Genomic DNA, 18,988 nt, shown 5'->3' with positions numbered 1-18,988 from the left:
AAAAATCTCACCGCACTTTAAAGATAAAAAACGAAAGTGCGGTTGTTTTTGGTGGTGTTTTTACCAGTCATCGACACGCGTTAGAAAACGCGCGCCAACGGTGCTATACCCAGGATCTTTCAAATGTCAATCTTTTAAAAGGCTATAAGCGAATTCGGGTGGTAGAAGGAAATGCCGTGCCGGATAAGAATAAAGATATCCTGATTGTTACCGTAAATTACCCAAAACTGGGAGAAAAAACCAAAACATTTTGGGATAAGATGTTTGCCGAGTATTTTGAAGGCAGTATTACTTTTGAGGGAATTAAGTAATGAGAGAAAAACAATACACACCGGATATGGTAGCACGCAATGTGAAACAACGGGGTAACGGCGTGATTGAAATTGCCCGTTACAATGAGGGGCACATGAAAGCCAATATGGCATGGCCGTGGTTCTTAATTGTGGCAGGTATGACCTTATATGATATTTATTTTCAACAAGGGATGTTTAACGATATTCAGTGGGCTATTTCCGTTGATTGGGCGCTAGATCGAGGGTGGACTAGACATATATCTATAATGACTGAATTGGGAAAAGAGATCCCACAAAATTACTATGCAGACTATAAAGCAGAAATGATTGCCATGCATGGAGACAGTTTTTATTGGGGCTGGTTCTATATCCTTTTCCCACTTTTTTGGTTCTGCTTGCTGATTTCACCTAATTGGCGCCCGTTGCGTATTGATAGCAAGCGTCGCTTAATTTATTTTTGGAGTTGGGGTAAGTTTTACATTGCACAATATCCGATACATCTAAAAGATAATCCCGATGGCCTATGCTGGTTTTTAGAAGCGGAAATGTTTAAATCTTGGATGCACCGTGAAGCCATGGGCAGCTTGATTCTCCATATCCCCCATGAAAATCCGGAAATTCAAAAGAAAGTCGCCGTGCCGATAGGCACATACTGCCCGGTATGCGAATATCAAAATTACCTATTACGGGATTTTCTGTTGGATTACATGTGTAGTGATGATGGCGACAAAGAATATGCCCGTTACTTCAAGAAAGAGAAACGCATTTGGTTGGACTATTTGGGGTGGTTCTATCGCTTTAGTCTCTTTCCTGCACGGGGCTATAACGAAAAGAAAACTGAAGCCAAAATACAAGCCTGGCTTGAGAAATATGGCGATGGACAATAAAAACATCTAGAAATCTAACCGCACTTTAGAGATGACACTTTAAAGTGCTCTACTCCCCAAAACTTGGACAGATAACCAAACCGAAAGTCGAGCCTCTATGGGTTTCAAAGGCAATAATCTCCTGATTGACTTAGCTCATCATCAGCAAGAGATATAGCTTCTCCGCACCTCCCCGAAATTCGGTCACCCACTTTTCATTAAGCTTTGTCGCAGTAAAATTGTGCGTTAATAAATTCAGTACCACATTGATCTTATATCTTCAAAAAGCCAAGTCGTATAATATTGCATATAATTCTGACCATCATAATGATAATAGGTGTAAGGTTCACCTATATAGCCTTGATAAAAATTATTATATTTTTGTTTCAATAGGATATAAGTTTTATTCATTTCCCATTCCGCAGTATCAGTCGGTGACTTATAATTTTTCTCTAAAGAGATTAATCTAGTTCCCAAATTTTCATCACTATTACTTGCTTCAATGACAAATTTCTTATATTCCTCTTGATATTGCACTCGCATAAAATTATAAGCTAAGAACTGATCTGCCAAATATTTTACCTCAGGGTCAGTAATCTTTAAATCTTCAATTTCATTTTTCATTCTTTTTAAATGATCAATATAATCATCAAATAAAACGATTAAAGGTGATGTATCATCACCTAAATAAAACTCTGTAAGTTTATTTTTTAATTGAGCACTTTTTTGTAGGTTAGTAGACTCTACTTGATAAAAATAATTAACCAGTTTTTTATAATCTTTCTTTCCTGAAGCTAGGATGTTTTCACTAATAGCAATCGGCTCGGTTGGAACTATGCCATATTGTTCTTGATTATCATGTTGGCGTTGTGCATATATTACAGAATCATGACCATCTCGGTTCACAATAATGTTTCGATCGTGATAAATATTGGTAAAGTCATTTTGTTCTATACGAAAATTCTCGCTGGGAAAAATGCTGCTAATAATTTGTTTATTTTCAACTACATCCCATACTCCCCAAAGTTCATTTTTCTTCACAGAAAAGAATCGACTTTCCCCCTTTTCTGATTCTCCCAAATAATCACCATTATTTAAAGAATAGACCCTGCCATAATCAATCGGAATAATAATCTCACCCTTCAGATTAATCATGCCAGATTTCTTATCTATACGAACTAAATACTGATTAGTATTATGCATTGCAAGATCATCATATTGCGCCGCAATAATCACTTCACCAGTAGGGGCAATGAGCCCCCATTTATCTTTTTGTTTAAACCGAAATACCTGATAGTGCTCAACAAAATCCAAGTCCTGATACTCAAAAGGTAATACTGCCTGTCCGGCATAATCAATAATTCCGACCATTCCGCCTTGTTTGGCAATAATTGCTCCATTCGGGAAAAATTCTTTTAATTTATCATTATTGAGCATTTTTATTTTATTACTTTCATAGGTAAAGTCTGTTATTGGTTTACCGGTGAGTGAGAATAATGCTATTTTTTCCCCTTTAGTTGCTATCATAATTGGGGCAAAATAATCTTCATAGAGGTTTTTATAGATAGGCTCAAAAATCACTTTTCCTGCAACACTATATATTCCGTAAAGATTGTCGAACGTGGTAACATTAATTTCATCATATGAATTATAAGATATACTCTGGAACTTTGCAGGAATAAGTTCTTTCAAATCACTATTTAACATCCCCAAATTATCAATAAGACGGGTTTCAATTAACGTCGAATTATTTTGAGTTTTTATAGCATTGAACTCTGTATATTTATAATCCAACGCCATATTTCCATTAAGATCAATCAATGCGCTCTCATAGTTTTCAAAAGATGACAAATTTTTTCCTTTAGAAATTTGAATGTATTGATCTTCAATAAATTTTACCTTAAGTAGATGATCAAAAAGTTTCTTACCTGATTTTGTCCATACAGAGTATTGTTTATTCTTATCATTAATTACTGACATGACTTGACTATCCTTTGACAATCCATCGACAACTTGATAGTCCTTCGGCAGCACAATTAATTTTCCATCCAATGAGTAGAATTGCCGTTCTCCGCTTTTCCACCGTCCAGCAATAAGAAGTCCACCATCTAATGAAAACTCATCTTCTGAAATGACTGGAATAATCTCACGATTATTTTTCACTATGCCATATTTTTGGTCTTTCTGAACTTGAATATAACCTTCATCAAGGAGAGAATATTGATCATATAACTCTGCATCTAATACAATTTCACCTCGTTGATTAACTACAACACGAGATATTACCTCATCGGTTTTGAGATCGCGTTCGATTAATTCAACATACCCTTTACCCACATAGCCTGCCTCTTGATATTTAAAAGGTACAACAACCTCCTTTGTTTCAATATTAATTGCTCCCCAGTTAGCCTGTACATCTAAAAAATAAACAACGGGATAAAAATAATTTACTTCCGGCTTTGATGAAATATTAAGATAGTGACGTACCGGGTCTGGTAAGGCATTTTCTGAATAATATAAGTAAGAGCTATAATTAGGCCCCGTATGAAGAATACCCATATCTTTATATTTCGGCTCAACCACTACCTGACCTTGGTTATCTAATATCCCAATATGATTATTTTTTACCCCATACCAATACCCTTTTTCATAAGGCTCTAACTGACTATAGTTTAAACCATGGGCCTTGCGATATAGTTCATTTTCGATATCCGCCAGTTTGGAAATCAAAGGATTTCTGCATTCTTCAATGAGTTTCTTTTGTTGAGAGATCCTAGGTGCTTGTAACTGATGACACTGTTCAAACTGAGTAAGTACATCGGCTTTTTGTTGATCCAGTGACGGTTCAGCTGTGGTATTCGAAATGAAGTTTGTATCACAGGCAACAAGACAAAAGCAAAAGAGAGAAAGAGATAATTTAGTAATGATATGTTTCATGTTAATATTAAAAGAAGATATAAACAGTTTGAGTTTATCATAATAGACAACTACTTAAGGAAAAATTTACACATTTTTAACCGCACTTTTATACGGCAGTGATAAACTTAACGCATTACTTTTTGAGGAAAATGGATGAAACCCGCTTATACCGAAAAACTTTTAGCCCGTCATGTGAGATTTTTAAATCCTGATCTGATCGAGATCCATCGTCCCATGATGCAGGTATGGCGACTTATGATTATTGCCATTGGTTTGTTGTTGGCTTTTATCGGTTGGGTAAAACACGCTGATACAATATATACACGTGATGATACTTTTGTGACTTATGTGAAGTGGTTTATCCAACCTTCTACCGAAAGGCACAAGGCATACCTACAATATGCTGAAGAACAAATGAAAGAAAAGCAAGCGCTTGAAGCCCAACTTAAGGAATTAGCAAAAGGCTCAACATTACCGACTAGTTTCATTGAATTTAGAAAACATCACGCTGATCTTGATTATTTCAGCGCCCAAACAAAATGGAATAATTATTTAGAATTACAACAAAAATTAGCAAAAAATTCTGTTCAATCAGAACAAGAATACTATCAATCTAACGAACGTTATACCTTTGCAGTCAAACGTAAGGTTGCCCTTAGTCTTATTGGTTTCCCACTTGCTGCATTCTTTGTTAGCTTACTCTTACCAAACCAGCGACTTATTCGCATTGATCGACGTCGTCGCATGATTTATGTTAAAGATGACCAATTTTATATTCATCAACTACCGGAATGGACTGTGTATGACGATATAGAAAAAGTCAATTTGCCTTTATTCTTATCACACGAAGGGCTACATTTCGTTTTACCAGATTCAAAAATGAAAGAATTATATCTAGTTAAAGTCGGCCGTCTAGGCTTGATAAATATACAAGGATTACAGATGTTTATTCAGGATTTTCTTTCCGGCAAGTATATCCATTTTGCTCATACTACCTCAGCTAAATCATGGAATATACTTGATATTTTATTAGGAAAAGCTTTTTATTCTGATAAATATACGTCGGAAGAAATTGAAAAAGCGATAGAAAATTATCAAAAAAATTGGGTAAATTTATCTTTTGAAGAACAAAAAGTGCGAGCTGAAAAGCTTTATCAAGATATGCAAGAAAAGCTCCAAAACAAAATGAGCAATCTCAAAATAATACTGGGTATCATTATGTTAATTTATGCGATTTTCCATTTGCTCAGAGCATTTAGGCTCGTGTAGAGCTGAAAGACTTGCTTTATCGCTTAATTTGGGTCATTACAGACGGTAAGTCTTCAGGTAAATATGATTTATTAAATTAATTGATAAAAGTGCGGTTAAGATTTCAAACATTTTTGTGTGTTTTGACAAACCCAAAAAACGACCGCACTTGCGGTCGTTTCTATTTATAGCTTAAAGGATTATTTTAATTTTTCACCTTTAAATTCACCTGTTAAGCTTTCTAAGAAAGATGTGATATCTTCAACATCTTTTTGAGCAGGCTGTTGCACGTTACTTTGGTATTTCAACATTGCACTAACCGCATCTTTTAATTCTTTTGCTGACGCATCATGGAAATAGGGTGCAGTAAGCGCGACATTGCGCAAGGTTGGCACTTTGAAGCGATGCATATCGAAAGGATCTTTAGTTTGTGCAAAGCGACCTTCATCCGCATCAGTTAATGGCGTACCACGATCTTTAAAGTAATCGCCGTAGAGTCCCATGTATTCATAAGATTGTCCACCCATTGCTACACCAGTATGACAAGTATCACATTTATGTTGTTTGAATAACTCATAACCGCGAACTTGTTGCTCGGTTAACGCTGTTTTATCCCCTTTCAAATAACGGTCGAAATCACTATTTGGTGTAATTAATGTTTTTTCATATTCACCAATTGCGTGAGTTAAAGTTTCTTTCGTCACTTGTGGATATTCTTTTAAGAATTCTTTTTTAAATTCTTCATCCATTTCAAAACGAGCCACGATGTCATCCCACGAGTGCGAGCCCATTTCTACTGGATTTGTTGGAGGACCTTTCGCTTGATCTGCTAAATCTGCAGCTCGTCCATCCCAGAATTGCACAAAGTTAAATGCGGCATTGAACACGGTTGGCGCGTTAATTGGGCCTTTTTTACCATCAATACCTGTTGAAGTATCAAGTCTATCCACACCGCCTTTGTCTAATTGGTGACAAGTATGACATTGAATAGAACCATCGCCTGATAAACGTCCATCAAAGTAAAGATCATGACCTAACGCGACTTTTGCTTCATCAGTCGCAATACTGTCTGGAATCGGTTGAACTAAACGATCGGCATCAACATTGGGTGTTTCTTTTGGTAAAGACATTTTACGTACTTCACGAATCCAGTTAAGCAACGCCACTTTCTCTTGCTCATCTGGTTTACTTCCCCAGTGAAGATGTCTGAATTTAGCAATTGGCATTTCGTTATTTTCAAGTACACGTTGTAATTTTGCTAAATCAGCTTGGGATAATTTGCTCGGATCTTTTAAGCCTTCAACTAAACGATCTAAGCGGAAAGCACGAAGCCCATTCTGAATATCCGATTGCATTTGGTCACCCACAATCGGGAATTTTGAATAAAATGGAAGAGGCGTGCTTGGACTATGGCAATATTGGCAGCTGTTATCAAACAACGCTTTTGCCACTTTTTCTTGTTCGCCCGTATAGCGATTTTCCATTAAAAGTTGAGTCGCGTTCTCTTTATCAAATTGATGCAGATACCCCACAACCCCAAATAACCCAATACTGCAATGGCTGCTCCGCCAATAATCAGTTTTTTCATCTAATCCTCCAAATGATCAATAAAATATAAAAAGAAAGAAAAAGCTTAAAAAGCAAGGTGATTATGCCAAAAAATTGGCTTATATTTTATGTGGATTTAATTTGATTTGGCTATGGATATGATTGATTGCATTACAGGTGTTTTTAACTTATAAATAGAGATCTCCCTAAAATTCAGCAATAAAAAATGCGGTTATTTCTAACCGCACTTTACGTTTTATTATCTCTCGTTTATTTCTTTGGCGCTTGCATAAAGCGGAAGAAATCACTGTCTGGTTTCAAGATCATCATATTACCTGAACCTTCAAAGCTACTTTCATACGCTTTTAAACTACGAATAAAGCTATAAAACTGTGGTTCTTGAGCAAAAGCTTGAGAATATAATTTCGCTGCTGCCGCATCACCATTACCACGTAATTCTTGTGCAGTTTTATTTGCATTCGCTAAGATCAAGGTGACTTTACGATCCACGTCTGCTTGAATGAACGCCGCTTTTTCTTTACCTTGTGAACGGTGTTCACGGGCAACCGCATCACGTTCTGCACGCATACGTTGGTAAATCGAAGAAGAAACTTCATCCGGTAAGTTAATTTGTTTTACGCGAACATCGACGACTTCAATCCCTAATTCAGAGGTACTATCCTGCCCTGAATTTAACGCTTTTTTCGCACCTGCCATTAATTCACCACGGGTACCTGAAACGATATCTTTAATTGTACGAGTACCTATTTCTGAACGCAGACGGTCATTCACTTTACGGCTTAATAAGCTTGCAGCTTGGTTATAATCGCCACCACCCGTTGCAGTATAGAAACGACCGAAATCGCTGATTTTCCATTTCACATAGGAATCCACCAACAAGTCTTTTTTCTCGACTGTCACAAAACGAGTAGCTGAGCCATCAAGGGTACGAATACGCGCATCAAGCACTTTAATGCTATCAATTAAAGGCAATTTGAAATGCAAACCTGGTTCATACACCACCACTTTGTTTTCTGCATCACGTTGTACTTTGTTAAAACGCAACATGATGCCACGAGTGCCCTCAGTTACAACCACGACGCTGGAATATAGCACCGCAGCAATCACCACAATAATCGGAAGTAAAAATTTACGCATTAGTTAAATCTCCCTTGGCGAATGCCTTCATTTGATTGAACTGGTTGAGCCGTTTGCGTTTCTACACGACGTTCCTGTGTTGAAACTGGTGCAGAACTGACCGCACTTTCAGGCGTTGTAGTAGTCGGTTGAGCCGCTTTTTTACCCATTAATTGCTCTAATGGCAATACGGTTAAATTGTTACCATTATTTGCATCTAACATCACTTTCGGCGTATTTGCCATGACTTTTTCCATGGTTTGAATATAAAGACGCTCTTTTAACAAATCAGGCGCAGCTTTAAATTCAGGTAGAAGACGTTGTAAACGTTCCACTTCCCCTTGCGCATCAAGCACAACTCGATCTTTGTAAGCTGTAGCTTCTTCTATAATACGCTGTGCGTCACCGCGGGCGATTGGCTCTTTCTCACGAGCATAAGCTTCAGCTTCACGAATGTAACGTTGTTCGTCTTCCTGTGCTTTAATCGCATCATCGAAAGCATCTTTCACTTCTTCTGGTGGACGCGCAGATTGGAAGTTCACGTCAATCACTTCAAGCCCCATGTCATAAGGTTTAATAATATCGTTCAACGCTTTCCAAGTATTTTCACGCACCACTGCACGACCCGTTGTCAGAATATCATTCATGGTCATATGACCGATCACATAACGAAGCGCACTGTCCGTCGCTTGCCCAAGGCTATTATCTGCATTGCTCACGCTAAACAAGTATTTTTCTGGATTTTGCACACGATATTGTACGGTCATTTCCACTTTAACCATGTTTTCATCTTTGGTTAACATTGCACCTTGCGTTTTAAGCTCGCGAACTTGTTCTACATTCACTGGAACCACTTTATCAATGAAAGTTGGTTTCCAGTTCAAACCTGGTTGAACGGTAGAATGAAACTCACCAAAACGTAACGTCACACCACGTTCCGCTTCTTTGATGGTGTAAAAACCGCTTGCACCCCAAATAATTCCTCCGATCACCGCGGCGATCGGTAAAATTTTACCTAAATTAAATGAAGGCACATTAGGCGAAGTATTATTTGAACCGCCTTTTTTATTGCCACCACCTAGTTTTTTCAACAGATTATTGAATACCTCTTCAATATCTGGTGGTGATTGCTCCTGATTCTTATTGTCTCGCGCGCCCCAGCCATTTTCATTTTGCTTATCTGATGAATTATCTGACTGTTTTGGACCTCTACTCTGTCCCGGTTTACCCCAAGGATCTTGATCTGGACCGTTTTGCGACATTACGTTCTCCATTTGTCTAAAATTTTTAATGAGTTTAACTAAATTAATGGGGTTAGTCTATGAAAATACAAGTGACAATGCAAATTTTACAAAATAAAAAATCCTTGAATATTTTCAAGGATTTTCTTTTATTCATTTACTTGGTAAATCAAGGATTTTTTTATATTTTTTTCTTCTAATTCTTTTCCATTCCATTGATAAAAGTGCGGTTGGATTTTTGACTGATTAATAAACGCAGCAAAATAAAAAGGTAATTCATCGGTAAAGAGCAACTCTCCTTTTGAACAATAATCTGAAAAGATCTGCAGTTGTTCTGGCAAATGCATCACACTTGAAAGTTTTACAATTCCAACACCTTGTGATTTCAATACTGCCTCACGCAAACACCAACAGCGATAAAAAGCCTGCTCCTCATCAAGTTGTTTAGCAAACCATTCTTGCTCTGCTTGTGGCGCAAAATGCGCCATGAGTGCAGAAAAATTCCGTTTTTTCGAAAATTCAATATCAATACCGACCGCACTTTTTTCTGATTCATTAATATGCAGCAATACAGCAACCCAATCACCAGAGTGACTAATATTAAAATCAATATTCTCGACGGGAAATTGTGGTCTGTCACTTTGTGTACGATAAATTTGCCCTAAAAGTGTAGTTGATTTTCCCGCTGTTTTTAACAACTGCCAAAGTAAAAAATGCGCCAATCGACGACATTGATGACGTTGCGTTATGCGAGAGTTCCCATGCAGTTCCATACGCAAATATTCAGGGACAAGCTCTGTAGGGATTTCATCAAAAGGAAAAGGTTGTTGAATATTGGCGTAGGCAATAAAAGTTGTCATACAAATAATAAATAAACATATCAGTTTGATTGCATTATAAAAGGAAATTCGCCGCGCGCCAACGTACCCCAAAAAACAAAGGGCGCTTATCACGCCCTTTTGAATCAAAATAAAAGTACGGTTAAAATCAACCGCACTTTTTGATTATTTCAACAAATATGCACGTAATTGTGCAAAATCGTCATCCATTTCATCAGAAAGTAATGGCAATTTATTATGTTTATCCAATGCTTCTGGCAATGGAAGATCGAGCGAAAGAATACGCTCTACAGACTCTTTAAATTTCGCAGGATGTGCCGTACATAAGAAAATACCTGTTTCATCCGCTTTAAGTTGATCTTTCAATACTTGATAGGCGATCGCACCGTGTGGTTCACATAAATAACCTTTTGCGTACATTGCTTTTAAGGTTTCTTCTGTTTCGCTATCGCTTAACATACCTGAACCTAAATCACTTAAATTCCAGCCATTATGTTTAAATAACTCTTCGACACGTGGCCAGTTGTTCGGACGACTCACATCCATCGCATTAGAAAGCGTCGCTACGGTCGCTTTAGGTGCCCAGTTGCCCGATTCTAAATAACGCGGCACGGTATCGTTCGCATTGGTTGATGCAATAAAGCGTTTAATTGGTAAACCCAATGTTTTTGCAATTAAACCTGCTGTTAAGTTACCGAAGTTACCACTTGGTACAGAAACTACTACGTTATCACGTTTTTCTTTTGGTAATTGCGCTACGGCTTCAAAGTAATAACAAACTTGCGCCAATAAACGGCTAATGTTGATGGAATTTGCTGAGTTTAAACCGATCGCTTGACGTAGTTCTGCATCATCAAACGCTTGTTTCACTAGAGCTTGGCATGCATCGAAATCGCCATTAATCGCCACAGTGCGAATATTGCCACCTAAAGTACAGAATAGTTTTTCTTGTAATGGGCTGATTTTGCCTTTCGGATATAAAATCACCACATTGATATTTTCCAACCCATAAAATGCATGGGCAACTGCTGCACCGGTATCACCGGATGTTGCCGTTAAAATAGTAATTTTGCCATCACCACGCACAGCAGCAAGGGCCTGCGCCATAAAACGACCACCAAAGTCTTTAAATGCTAAAGTTGGACCGTGGAATAATTCAAGGGCATAAATATTGTCTTCTACTTTTTCTAACGGTGCAGGAAAAGTAAATGCATTTTTCACCATCGCATCTAAAGTGGCTTTCGGTAATTCTTCACCGATTAATGCACCAAGAATTTTTTGGCTACGTTCAACTAAGGGTAAAGCTAATAACTCGTCAATATTAGTTAAAGCGGGGATCGTTTCAGGAAAGAACAAACCTTGATCTTTGCCAAGTCCTTGACGTACTGCTTGCGCAAAATTCACTTGTTCTTCAGGGTGTTTGATGTTGTACAAATTCATTGTGTGTCCTAATTTTTAGTAACGCTTAAAGTTTTATATGCTGATTCTATTACAGCTTTTTTGATTAGTTCCATATAGCACTTTACGGTGTTAATATAAGATATGATATCCAATAAAGATATATCCATTCCATCATCGTTTCTATGAATAATATCATTACGCTTATCAACAATGCTAGTAATCTGATCTTTAATTGATTTATCGTTAATTACGTGCTTTAACTCAATTCCTAATAGTTCAAAAACATTAAATGTCTTCTTTATATTTCCTGATATTTTATTTGCATCAAAAAAATTCTCTATATCATCCTTACTGTAAGATAAACTATATTCTCTAACTACTCTATTTTTTACACTCCAAGATGATAAACTTGCAGAAATAAACATCTCAGGAACTGAATATTGATTAACACATTTACAATGTCTTTCAAATAATTTTGTCGCTATCTCTGTCAAATAGGCCTCTAAATAAGTACATAGATTAATTAAATAACTTCGAGAGAAAAAATTTACATTATCAATAAACAACGGATCTGAAGAGTTAATAACCCTCTTTTCACTTTCACTTACTAAAAGAGAAAGCTTATCTAAAAAAGAGATATATTTGTCGTATATTAATAAATAATCCTGTTCCATACTATTAATTCTCAGTTAATGCTTCCCGAAGAAGAGAATCCCATAACTTTCTACGAGTTGTTATAGATGACTTAGTTTGTACACTTCTTTTTAACGTTTTCCCAAAGTCTTCTCTATCACATAACTCTTTATATTTAGATTTGATATTATGTGCAAATTTTCTAACAATCTGTGGTTCTAACCGACCAACTGAATACATTTGGAGATCATAATGAACAATAGCTTTAAGAGTCATATTTCTTTTTCTAGATAAGTTTAAGAACAGATCATCGCCAAAGGCTATTCGACAATTTTCTAATGCTGATTTAAATTTATCCCTATAGGTATTTATATCATCCTCTGAAACTGAAACCTTCTCCTCAAGATATGAATCTAAATATTCTTTCAAATTATCAGAATAGTTTACTAACTTATCATCGCTAGAAAGAGCAAAATACCGTAAAACTAGTTCAGCCTTACCACTATCATCTTTAATAGAATTGAACTTATAAGTTGACAAAAGAATCGCTAATTCATCTAGTAAATTATTAAAGGCACTGGGGTACAAAGCGTGCCTAATCTCTTGATCTGTTAAAGTCACTGAGCCTTGATTTAACCTTGCAAAAATTTCTCTAATTAATTCCTGAGAATTATCTTTACGTAAAACTATGCAGCGTATAGTCGTATTTTCTAAGTCACTCTTAGATTCATTTAATTCAGAAAATCTCTTCCCTTCAAGATCAGAAAATGCAGTCATCCCTTCCAGAGCAAATTCATCATTAAAAAACTTTTGGATAGTCGTTAATCGTTGAACTCCATCAATAACAATATGATTTCCTTTATCATCTTCAGCAAAATAGCATGAAGGTAAAGGAATTCTCATTAAGCAAGATTCAATAAACTTAGATGCTCTTCCCCATCCTGTCTTATCCCACTTATATTTTCTTTGAAAATCTGGATCTAGTTTAAGCTTTCCACTCTCAATTCTAGACTTTAAAGTTTCAAATGGGTAATCAATAGGATATAAATTTAAATGCTTTTCTTTTGAACTATTCATAATTGTATCTCAAATAAATCTAAGGAGTTAACAATCTAGCACCTTCATTATCAACCTTACAAACGTGCACAAAGCCTTCATTGTTTTGTAAATAATGATTTTCTAAATAAGTCGCCAGTTTTGTTGCCGTTTGTAAATCAGGTGCGATGGAGAAAATCGTTGGTCCAGAGCCTGAAATCCCCGTCGCTAACGCGCCTAAATCACGAGTGGCTTGTTTCACTTCCGCGAAGTTTGGTAATAAAGCCTCACGATAAGGTTCTGCAATCACATCTTTCATCATCATTGCTGCAAGATTTTCTTGATGCGTGTGACATGCGTGTACAAAGCCACCTAAATGACGACCATGAGAAATCACATCTTGACGCGTGTAGCTTTTCGGTAAAATTGCACGCGCTTCAGCAGTTGAAACCTCAATGCCAGGGTAAGCTAAGACCCAATACCAATTATCAAAAAATGGCAGTTTTTGGCAAATGTTACCGAGGGATTGTACCATAAATTGCACACCACCTAAGTAACAAGGTGCCACATTATCATAATGGATAGAGCCTGAAATACGACCTTCTAGCTCTCCCATCATCTCTAACAGTTCCATTTTTGAGAATGGTTCATCGTGGAATTTATTTAATGCCACTAATGCAGCCACAATAGAACAGGCACTTGAGCCTAATCCCGAACCAATCGGCATATTTTTCTCAAGGGTCAAACGCAATGGTTTGACTCTCACATTGCGTAATTTTAATTGCTCACTAAACAGTACATAGGCCTGATACACGATATTTTTTTGTGGCTCTTTTGGCAATTTACGCACAAAATAGCCCGCACTTTCTAGCTCAAAACCACTTGGAATAGACTCAATCTGTACAACATCACCTAATAATGAACCATCAATCGGTGAAATGGCTGCGCCTAATGTGTCAAACCCTACACTAATATTGGCACTTGATGCTGGAGCATAAATTCTTAACATGTTATGTCCTTTTTAGTGGTGTAATGTTCTTAAAATATCAGCAAAGATACCAGCAGCAGTCACTGCGTTACCCGCACCATAACCACGTAATAACAACGGAATTGGTTGATAATAGCGAGTATAGAATGCAAGGGCATTTTCACCGTCTTTCACCTTGTACAATGGATTATTTTGATCCACAGCGATGATTGATACCTTGCAGTGACCATCTTTAATTTGACCGACGTAACGCAATACTTTGCCTTCTGCTTTCGCAGCTTCAACGCGTGCTTTAAATTCCGCATCTAATTGTGGCAACATTGCCATAAATTCATCAGCAGATTTACCTTCAGAGAAGCCTTTCGGTAATACTCCTTCAACTTCTACATCGGAAAGCTCAAGTTCTAACCCTGCTTCACGCGCTAAAATAAGCAATTTACGTGCCACATCTTGTCCTGATAAATCATCACGAGGATCTGGTTCTGTAAACCCTTTTTCACGTGCAAGTGCGGTCACTTCTGAAAGAGAAAGTCCCTCTTCTAATTTACCAAAAATGAAAGAAAGTGAGCCGGATAAAATGCCTTCAAAATACTCAAGCTCATCACCTGCTGCCAATAAGTTCTGTAAGTTTTCAATAACCGGTAAGCCTGCCCCTACGTTGGTTTCGTATAAGAATTTATGTTGGCTCGCTTGTGCATTACGACGTAATTCGTGGTAATAGGCTAATTCACGAGTATTTGCTTTTTTGTTTGGGGTTACCACATGGAAGCCCTCTTTTAACGCTCGTGCATAAAGTCCTGCGACCGATTCAGCTGTTGTACAATCTACAAAGACTGGGTTAACTACGTGATGTAATTTAATGAAAGATAACAACACATCGAAATCAGAAGGTTGGGTCGCATTTTCAAGATCGGTTTTCCAATTATCTAAATTCAATCCGTTTTCATCTAAAAGCATTTTTGTTGAATTCGCTAAGGCACAAACACGGATTTCAATATCCTTCTTTGCGAGGTATTCTTTTTGGTGTTTAATTTGTTCAATTAACTCACCACCAACACCACCAACGCCGACTAGAAACATATCGACGACTTTTTTGTTATTAAAAAGTGCTTGGTGAGTTGCTTTCACGGCTTCAATCGCTTTATTTTGAGCCACTACCGCTGAAATTGAACGCTCAGAAGAACCCTGTGCAATTGCGACTAAGCTGATATTCGCTTGTGCTAAGGCAGAGAAGAAACGAGCCGCAATACCTTTAGCTTGTTTCATACCATCACCTACAACTGAGATGATAGAAAGATCTTTTGCGACTTCAATTGGTTCTAAGTCATGTGCTTTTAATTCTGTCGCAAACTCTTGTTCTAAAATCGCTTTCGCTGCATCAGCTGATTTCACCGGCACACAGAAACTAATGCTGTATTCAGAAGAAGATTGAGTGATTAAAATAACTGAAATACCGGCTTTTGACATCGCTGAGAATACGCGAGCTGCCATCCCCACCATACCTTGCATACCAGGACCTGAAACATTGAACATTGCCACGTTATCAAGGTTAGTAATCCCTTTCACTTGTAACCCTTCAGATTTCACATGACCATCGATTATTGAACCAGGTGCAGATGAATTACCGGTATTTTTAATCACACAAGGGATTTGTTTTGGTAATAATGGACCAATTGTACGTGGATGGATCACTTTCGCACCAAAATAAGAAAGCTCCATCGCTTCACGGTAAGAAAGGCTTGGTAATAAACGAGCATCTGGCACTAAGCGTGGGTCACAAGTATAAACGCCATCCACATCGGTCCAAATTTCACAAACTGATGCATCTAAACAAGCGGCTAAACAGGCGGCTGAATAGTCAGAACCATTACGCCCTAATAACACTAATTCACCTTTATCATTACATGCGGTAAAACCGGCCATTAAAACGACTTTATCTTTACCGATACTTTTCGCATCAACGCGTTTTGTCGATTCATCAATATCAACTGAAGATTCTAAGTAACCGCCTTGTGCTAATAATTGCTTAACCGGATCTACAATGTGAACACTATATCCACGTGCTTCAAACCACGCTTTCATCATGGCAATCGATAATTTTTCACCACGGCAGTCAATGGTTGCTTTAACTTTATCTTCTACTTTTCCTGCTTGGCGAATTTCTTCTAATAAGCCTTTAATTTGAGCAAATTCCGCATCAATGAGGGCTTTGGTGCCCGCAAGATCAAATTTATTATTTTCAGCGTGTAAACCATTAATGATGTTATAGAAAATTTCAATGGCTTCGTTAAAGTGGGTATCAGTAGGTTGGTTTAATGCGGCTTTTTCAGAGAGGGCAACAAGATGGTTAGTAATTTTTGCAGGAGCAGATAAGACACCCGCAGCCTGCTCTTCTAAATGAGCTTTTTCGATTAATTGAGCCGCTTGTGAAAAACGCTCAGAGTTGGCTAATGAAGTGCCACCAAATTTTAATACGCGCATGATAATATCCTCAGATGTTGTGATTTTTAAATACTAAAAAACCCGCACTAGACTGAATGCGGGTTTTCTTGATCCTGTTTGTTATGCACTAACCCGCCCCATTAATTGTCGTAATGGTCATAATAATGGTGGTAATCGTGAAAGTGCGGTTATTTTTCATTGTGTTTTAACCTTGAAAAAAAGATGTGTTTAGAAATACCGAAAAAGCGCGGGCTTGTCAAACACAAAATTGAAAAAATGAAGATTTTTTCTAAAAATCATCGCTTTAGTGTAGAATGAAGAGAGTTTCACATTGGTCAGGAAGGGAATTATGACAATTCAACAAGCGCTCGAAACCATTCATCAACAAATCCAAACATCCACTCAACTTGCACATCGTCCTGAAAGTTCAGTCACGTTATTAGCGGTTTCTAAAACGAAACCCAATGAAGCGATTTTAGAAGCCTACCAAGCAGGACAAAAAGCATTTGGGGAGAACTACGTTCAAGAAGGTGTCGATAAAATTCAGTATTTTGAAACACAGAATATTCAGCTTGAATGGCATTTTATTGGCCCATTGCAATCTAATAAAACGCGTCTTGTGGCAGAACATTTTGATTGGATGCAAACGTTAGAACGTGAAAAAATTGCCGATCGTTTAAATGAACAACGTCCTGCCAATAAAGCCCCTTTAAATGTTTTAATTCAAATTAATATCAGTGATGAGGCCAGTAAATCAGGCATTCAACCGAGTGAAATGATTGAGCTTGCAAAACACATTGAAAATCTACCGCACTTATGTTTACGTGGATTAATGGCTATCCCGGCTCCAACAGACAATATTGCTGAACAAGAAGCAGCTTTTAGCCAAATGGAACAATTATTTGAGCAACTAAAAGTCGCTTTCCCTCATCAACAAATTGATACGCTTTCTATGGGAATGACCGATGATATGCAAAGTGCCATAAAATGCGGTTCAACTATGGTGCGTATTGGTACAGCCATTTTTGGGGCAAGAGATTATTCGAAAAAATAATGAATAGAAAATAAAAAAGCGGTCAAAATTGACCGCTCTTTTTTATCTTGATTTCATTAAACCTCTTCGCGCTTTTCAGAGAAGCGTTCAATCTTCGCACCTAAACAACGGAGTTTATCTTCAACGTGCTCATAACCACGATCGATATGATAAATACGATCTACGATAGTTTCACCACTTGCGATACAACCCGCTAATACAAGGCTGATTGATGCACGTAAATCCGTTGCCATCACTTCGGCACCAGAAAGATGCTCAACACCGTGACACACTGCAGTATTACCTTCAATTTCAGCTTTACCACCCATACGAATTAATTCTGGAATGTGCATAAAGCGGTTTTCAAAGATGGTTTCAGTAATGATACTTGTGCCTTCTGCCACCATGTTTAACAAAGTGAACTGAGCTTGCATATCTGTTGGGAATCCTGGGTGTGGTGCAGTACGAATATTGACAGCTTTCGGACGATTACCGTGCATATCTAACGTAATGCTATCTTCTGTCACTTCAACTTCTGCACCCGCTTCACGAAGTTTCTCAATCACGGCATCCATGGTATCCGCTTTGGTATTTTTACATACCACGCGACCGCCTGAAATTGCACCTGCAATTAAGAATGTACCAGTTTCAATACGATCGGGCACAATGCTGTGCTCGCAGCCAGTTAAACGCTCAACACCTTCAACGACAATGTGATCCGTACCCGCACCCGTAATTTTCGCGCCCATTTTGTTGAGGAAATCAGCTGTATCGATAATTTCTGGCTCACGTGCGGCGTTTTCAATCGTTGTTGTACCTTCAGCAAGCGTTGCAGCCATCATGATAGATAAAGTCGCACCAACGCTCACTTTTTCCATCACAATACGTGTACCTACAAGACGCTCTGCGACAACTGCTTTTACATAACCTTCGTCAAGCTCAATGGCTGCACCGAGTTTTTCTAAACCACTAATATGAAGATCAACCGGACGAGCACCGATAGAACAACCGCCTGGTAAAGAAACCTGACCTTGATTAAAACGAGCGACTAATGGTGCTAATGCCCAAATAGAAGCACGCATGGTTTTTACTAATTCATACGGCGCAACAAAGTGATCAATTTTAGAACAATCTAATAATACTGCTCCCTCAGCATCACGCTCAGCCACCACGCCAAGTTTACGTAAGATTTTTAAGGTCGTATCGATATCTTTGAGTTCCGGTACATTTGTTAATTTAACCGGCTCTGTCGCCAAAATGGCGGCAAAAAGAATGGGAAGTGCAGCATTTTTTGCACCAGAGATGGCTACAGTACCACTTAAGCGAGATTGCCCGCCATAAACACGAAATTTTTCCATAGAAAAT

At 37.8% G+C, this 18,988-nt stretch carries 14 protein-coding genes, 1 pseudogene and 1 other annotated feature; of the genes and pseudogenes, 4 read left to right on the top strand and 11 right to left on the bottom strand.

From position 1 onward, the window contains the following. A partial coding sequence (locus HMPREF3263_RS10920) for a hypothetical protein (protein ID WP_070853286.1) occupies positions 1-311 on the top strand: 311 nt, incomplete at its 5' end. Continuing rightward, positions 311-1,180 carry a hypothetical protein gene (locus tag HMPREF3263_RS10430; protein ID WP_070853285.1) on the top strand — a complete coding sequence of 290 codons (870 nt, stop codon included), beginning with the start codon at positions 311-313 and terminating at the stop codon, positions 1,178-1,180. The genes HMPREF3263_RS10920 and HMPREF3263_RS10430, both read left to right, overlap by 1 nt. A 234-nt stretch (positions 1,181-1,414) precedes the next feature. On the opposite strand, the gene HMPREF3263_RS10425 is transcribed toward HMPREF3263_RS10430, so the two are convergent. Continuing rightward, positions 1,415-4,096, bottom strand: a complete 2,682-nt coding sequence (locus HMPREF3263_RS10425; RefSeq protein ID WP_070853284.1) for a WG repeat-containing protein — start codon at positions 4,094-4,096, stop codon at positions 1,415-1,417. 135 nt (positions 4,097-4,231) lie between these two features. Between HMPREF3263_RS10425 and HMPREF3263_RS10420 the strand changes: the two genes are divergently transcribed. Continuing rightward, entirely contained in the window at positions 4,232-5,347 is a 1,116-nt protein-coding gene (locus HMPREF3263_RS10420) for a hypothetical protein (protein ID WP_005697134.1), read from the top strand. Between the two features lie 179 nt (positions 5,348-5,526). Here the strand turns inward: HMPREF3263_RS10420 and HMPREF3263_RS10415 are convergent. The 9 genes and pseudogenes from HMPREF3263_RS10415 to thrA form a co-directional block, all read right to left on the bottom strand. Next, positions 5,527-6,914 (bottom strand): annotated as a pseudogene (locus HMPREF3263_RS10415) (cytochrome c peroxidase). Between the two features lie 230 nt (positions 6,915-7,144). Further along, entirely contained in the window at positions 7,145-8,032 is an 888-nt protein-coding gene (gene hflC / locus HMPREF3263_RS10410; RefSeq protein WP_049367835.1) for a protease modulator HflC, read from the bottom strand. Next, positions 8,032-9,273: an FtsH protease activity modulator HflK gene (gene hflK / locus HMPREF3263_RS10405; protein ID WP_070853283.1), complete on the bottom strand. Its 1,242-nt coding sequence runs from the start codon at positions 9,271-9,273 to the stop codon at positions 8,032-8,034. Before hflK ends, hflC begins: the two co-directional genes overlap by 1 nt. A gap of 128 nt (positions 9,274-9,401) precedes the next feature. Beyond that, positions 9,402-10,112, bottom strand: coding sequence for a 4'-phosphopantetheinyl transferase family protein (locus HMPREF3263_RS10400; protein WP_005697073.1), 711 nt, complete (start codon positions 10,110-10,112; stop codon positions 9,402-9,404). A gap of 144 nt (positions 10,113-10,256) precedes the next feature. Further along, entirely contained in the window at positions 10,257-11,531 is a 1,275-nt protein-coding gene (gene thrC, locus HMPREF3263_RS10395; RefSeq protein ID WP_070853282.1) for a threonine synthase, read from the bottom strand. Positions 11,532-11,539: 8 nt separating this feature from the next. Beyond that, positions 11,540-12,166, bottom strand: coding sequence for a HEPN domain-containing protein (locus HMPREF3263_RS10390; protein WP_070853281.1), 627 nt, complete (start codon positions 12,164-12,166; stop codon positions 11,540-11,542). 4 nt (positions 12,167-12,170) lie between these two features. Then, positions 12,171-13,202, bottom strand: coding sequence for a DUF262 domain-containing protein (locus tag HMPREF3263_RS10385; protein ID WP_070853280.1), 1,032 nt, complete (start codon positions 13,200-13,202; stop codon positions 12,171-12,173). A 19-nt stretch (positions 13,203-13,221) separates the two neighbouring features. Beyond that, positions 13,222-14,169: a homoserine kinase gene (gene thrB / locus HMPREF3263_RS10380; protein WP_070853279.1), complete on the bottom strand. Its 948-nt coding sequence runs from the start codon at positions 14,167-14,169 to the stop codon at positions 13,222-13,224. A 12-nt stretch (positions 14,170-14,181) separates the two neighbouring features. Next, positions 14,182-16,629: a bifunctional aspartate kinase/homoserine dehydrogenase I gene (thrA, locus tag HMPREF3263_RS10375; protein ID WP_070853278.1), complete on the bottom strand. Its 2,448-nt coding sequence runs from the start codon at positions 16,627-16,629 to the stop codon at positions 14,182-14,184. A 31-nt stretch (positions 16,630-16,660) separates the two neighbouring features. Continuing rightward, positions 16,661-16,776 (bottom strand) — a sequence feature (Thr leader region). 163 nt (positions 16,777-16,939) lie between these two features. Here thrA and HMPREF3263_RS10370 point away from each other — a divergent pair. Further along, positions 16,940-17,644, top strand: coding sequence for a YggS family pyridoxal phosphate-dependent enzyme (locus tag HMPREF3263_RS10370; RefSeq protein WP_005697173.1), 705 nt, complete (start codon positions 16,940-16,942; stop codon positions 17,642-17,644). A gap of 56 nt (positions 17,645-17,700) precedes the next feature. Here HMPREF3263_RS10370 and murA read toward each other — a convergent pair whose 3' ends face one another. Beyond that, positions 17,701-18,981, bottom strand: a complete 1,281-nt coding sequence (murA, locus tag HMPREF3263_RS10365; protein ID WP_070853277.1) for a UDP-N-acetylglucosamine 1-carboxyvinyltransferase — start codon at positions 18,979-18,981, stop codon at positions 17,701-17,703. Between the last annotated feature and the right edge of the window lie 7 nt (positions 18,982-18,988).

The sequence above is a fragment of the Haemophilus sp. HMSC61B11 genome (assembly GCF_001838615.1).
GTDB lineage: Bacteria > Pseudomonadota > Gammaproteobacteria > Enterobacterales > Pasteurellaceae > Haemophilus_D > Haemophilus_D parainfluenzae_AD.
The sequence above is the reverse complement of the archived record's forward strand: the minus strand, read 5'-3'. Positions and strand labels throughout refer to the sequence as shown.

What these genes read in the sequence shown, in the direction of transcription:
- HMPREF3263_RS10370 (WP_005697173.1), top strand. Translation starts at nt 16,940, where the DNA reads ATGACAATTCAACAAGCGCTCGAAACCATTCATCAACAAATCCAAACA.
- HMPREF3263_RS10385 (WP_070853280.1), bottom strand. Translation starts at nt 13,202, where the DNA reads ATGAATAGTTCAAAAGAAAAGCATTTAAATTTATATCCTATTGATTAC.
- thrB (WP_070853279.1), bottom strand. Translation starts at nt 14,169, where the DNA reads ATGTTAAGAATTTATGCTCCAGCATCAAGTGCCAATATTAGTGTAGGG.
- thrA (WP_070853278.1), bottom strand. Translation starts at nt 16,629, where the DNA reads ATGCGCGTATTAAAATTTGGTGGCACTTCATTAGCCAACTCTGAGCGT.
- hflC (WP_049367835.1), bottom strand. Translation starts at nt 8,032, where the DNA reads ATGCGTAAATTTTTACTTCCGATTATTGTGGTGATTGCTGCGGTGCTA.
- HMPREF3263_RS10420 (WP_005697134.1), top strand. Translation starts at nt 4,232, where the DNA reads ATGAAACCCGCTTATACCGAAAAACTTTTAGCCCGTCATGTGAGATTT.
- HMPREF3263_RS10430 (WP_070853285.1), top strand. Translation starts at nt 311, where the DNA reads ATGAGAGAAAAACAATACACACCGGATATGGTAGCACGCAATGTGAAA.
- thrC (WP_070853282.1), bottom strand. Translation starts at nt 11,531, where the DNA reads ATGAATTTGTACAACATCAAACACCCTGAAGAACAAGTGAATTTTGCG.
- HMPREF3263_RS10390 (WP_070853281.1), bottom strand. Translation starts at nt 12,166, where the DNA reads ATGGAACAGGATTATTTATTAATATACGACAAATATATCTCTTTTTTA.
- murA (WP_070853277.1), bottom strand. Translation starts at nt 18,981, where the DNA reads ATGGAAAAATTTCGTGTTTATGGCGGGCAATCTCGCTTAAGTGGTACT.
- hflK (WP_070853283.1), bottom strand. Translation starts at nt 9,273, where the DNA reads ATGTCGCAAAACGGTCCAGATCAAGATCCTTGGGGTAAACCGGGACAG.
- HMPREF3263_RS10400 (WP_005697073.1), bottom strand. Translation starts at nt 10,112, where the DNA reads ATGACAACTTTTATTGCCTACGCCAATATTCAACAACCTTTTCCTTTT.
- HMPREF3263_RS10425 (WP_070853284.1), bottom strand. Translation starts at nt 4,096, where the DNA reads ATGAAACATATCATTACTAAATTATCTCTTTCTCTCTTTTGCTTTTGT.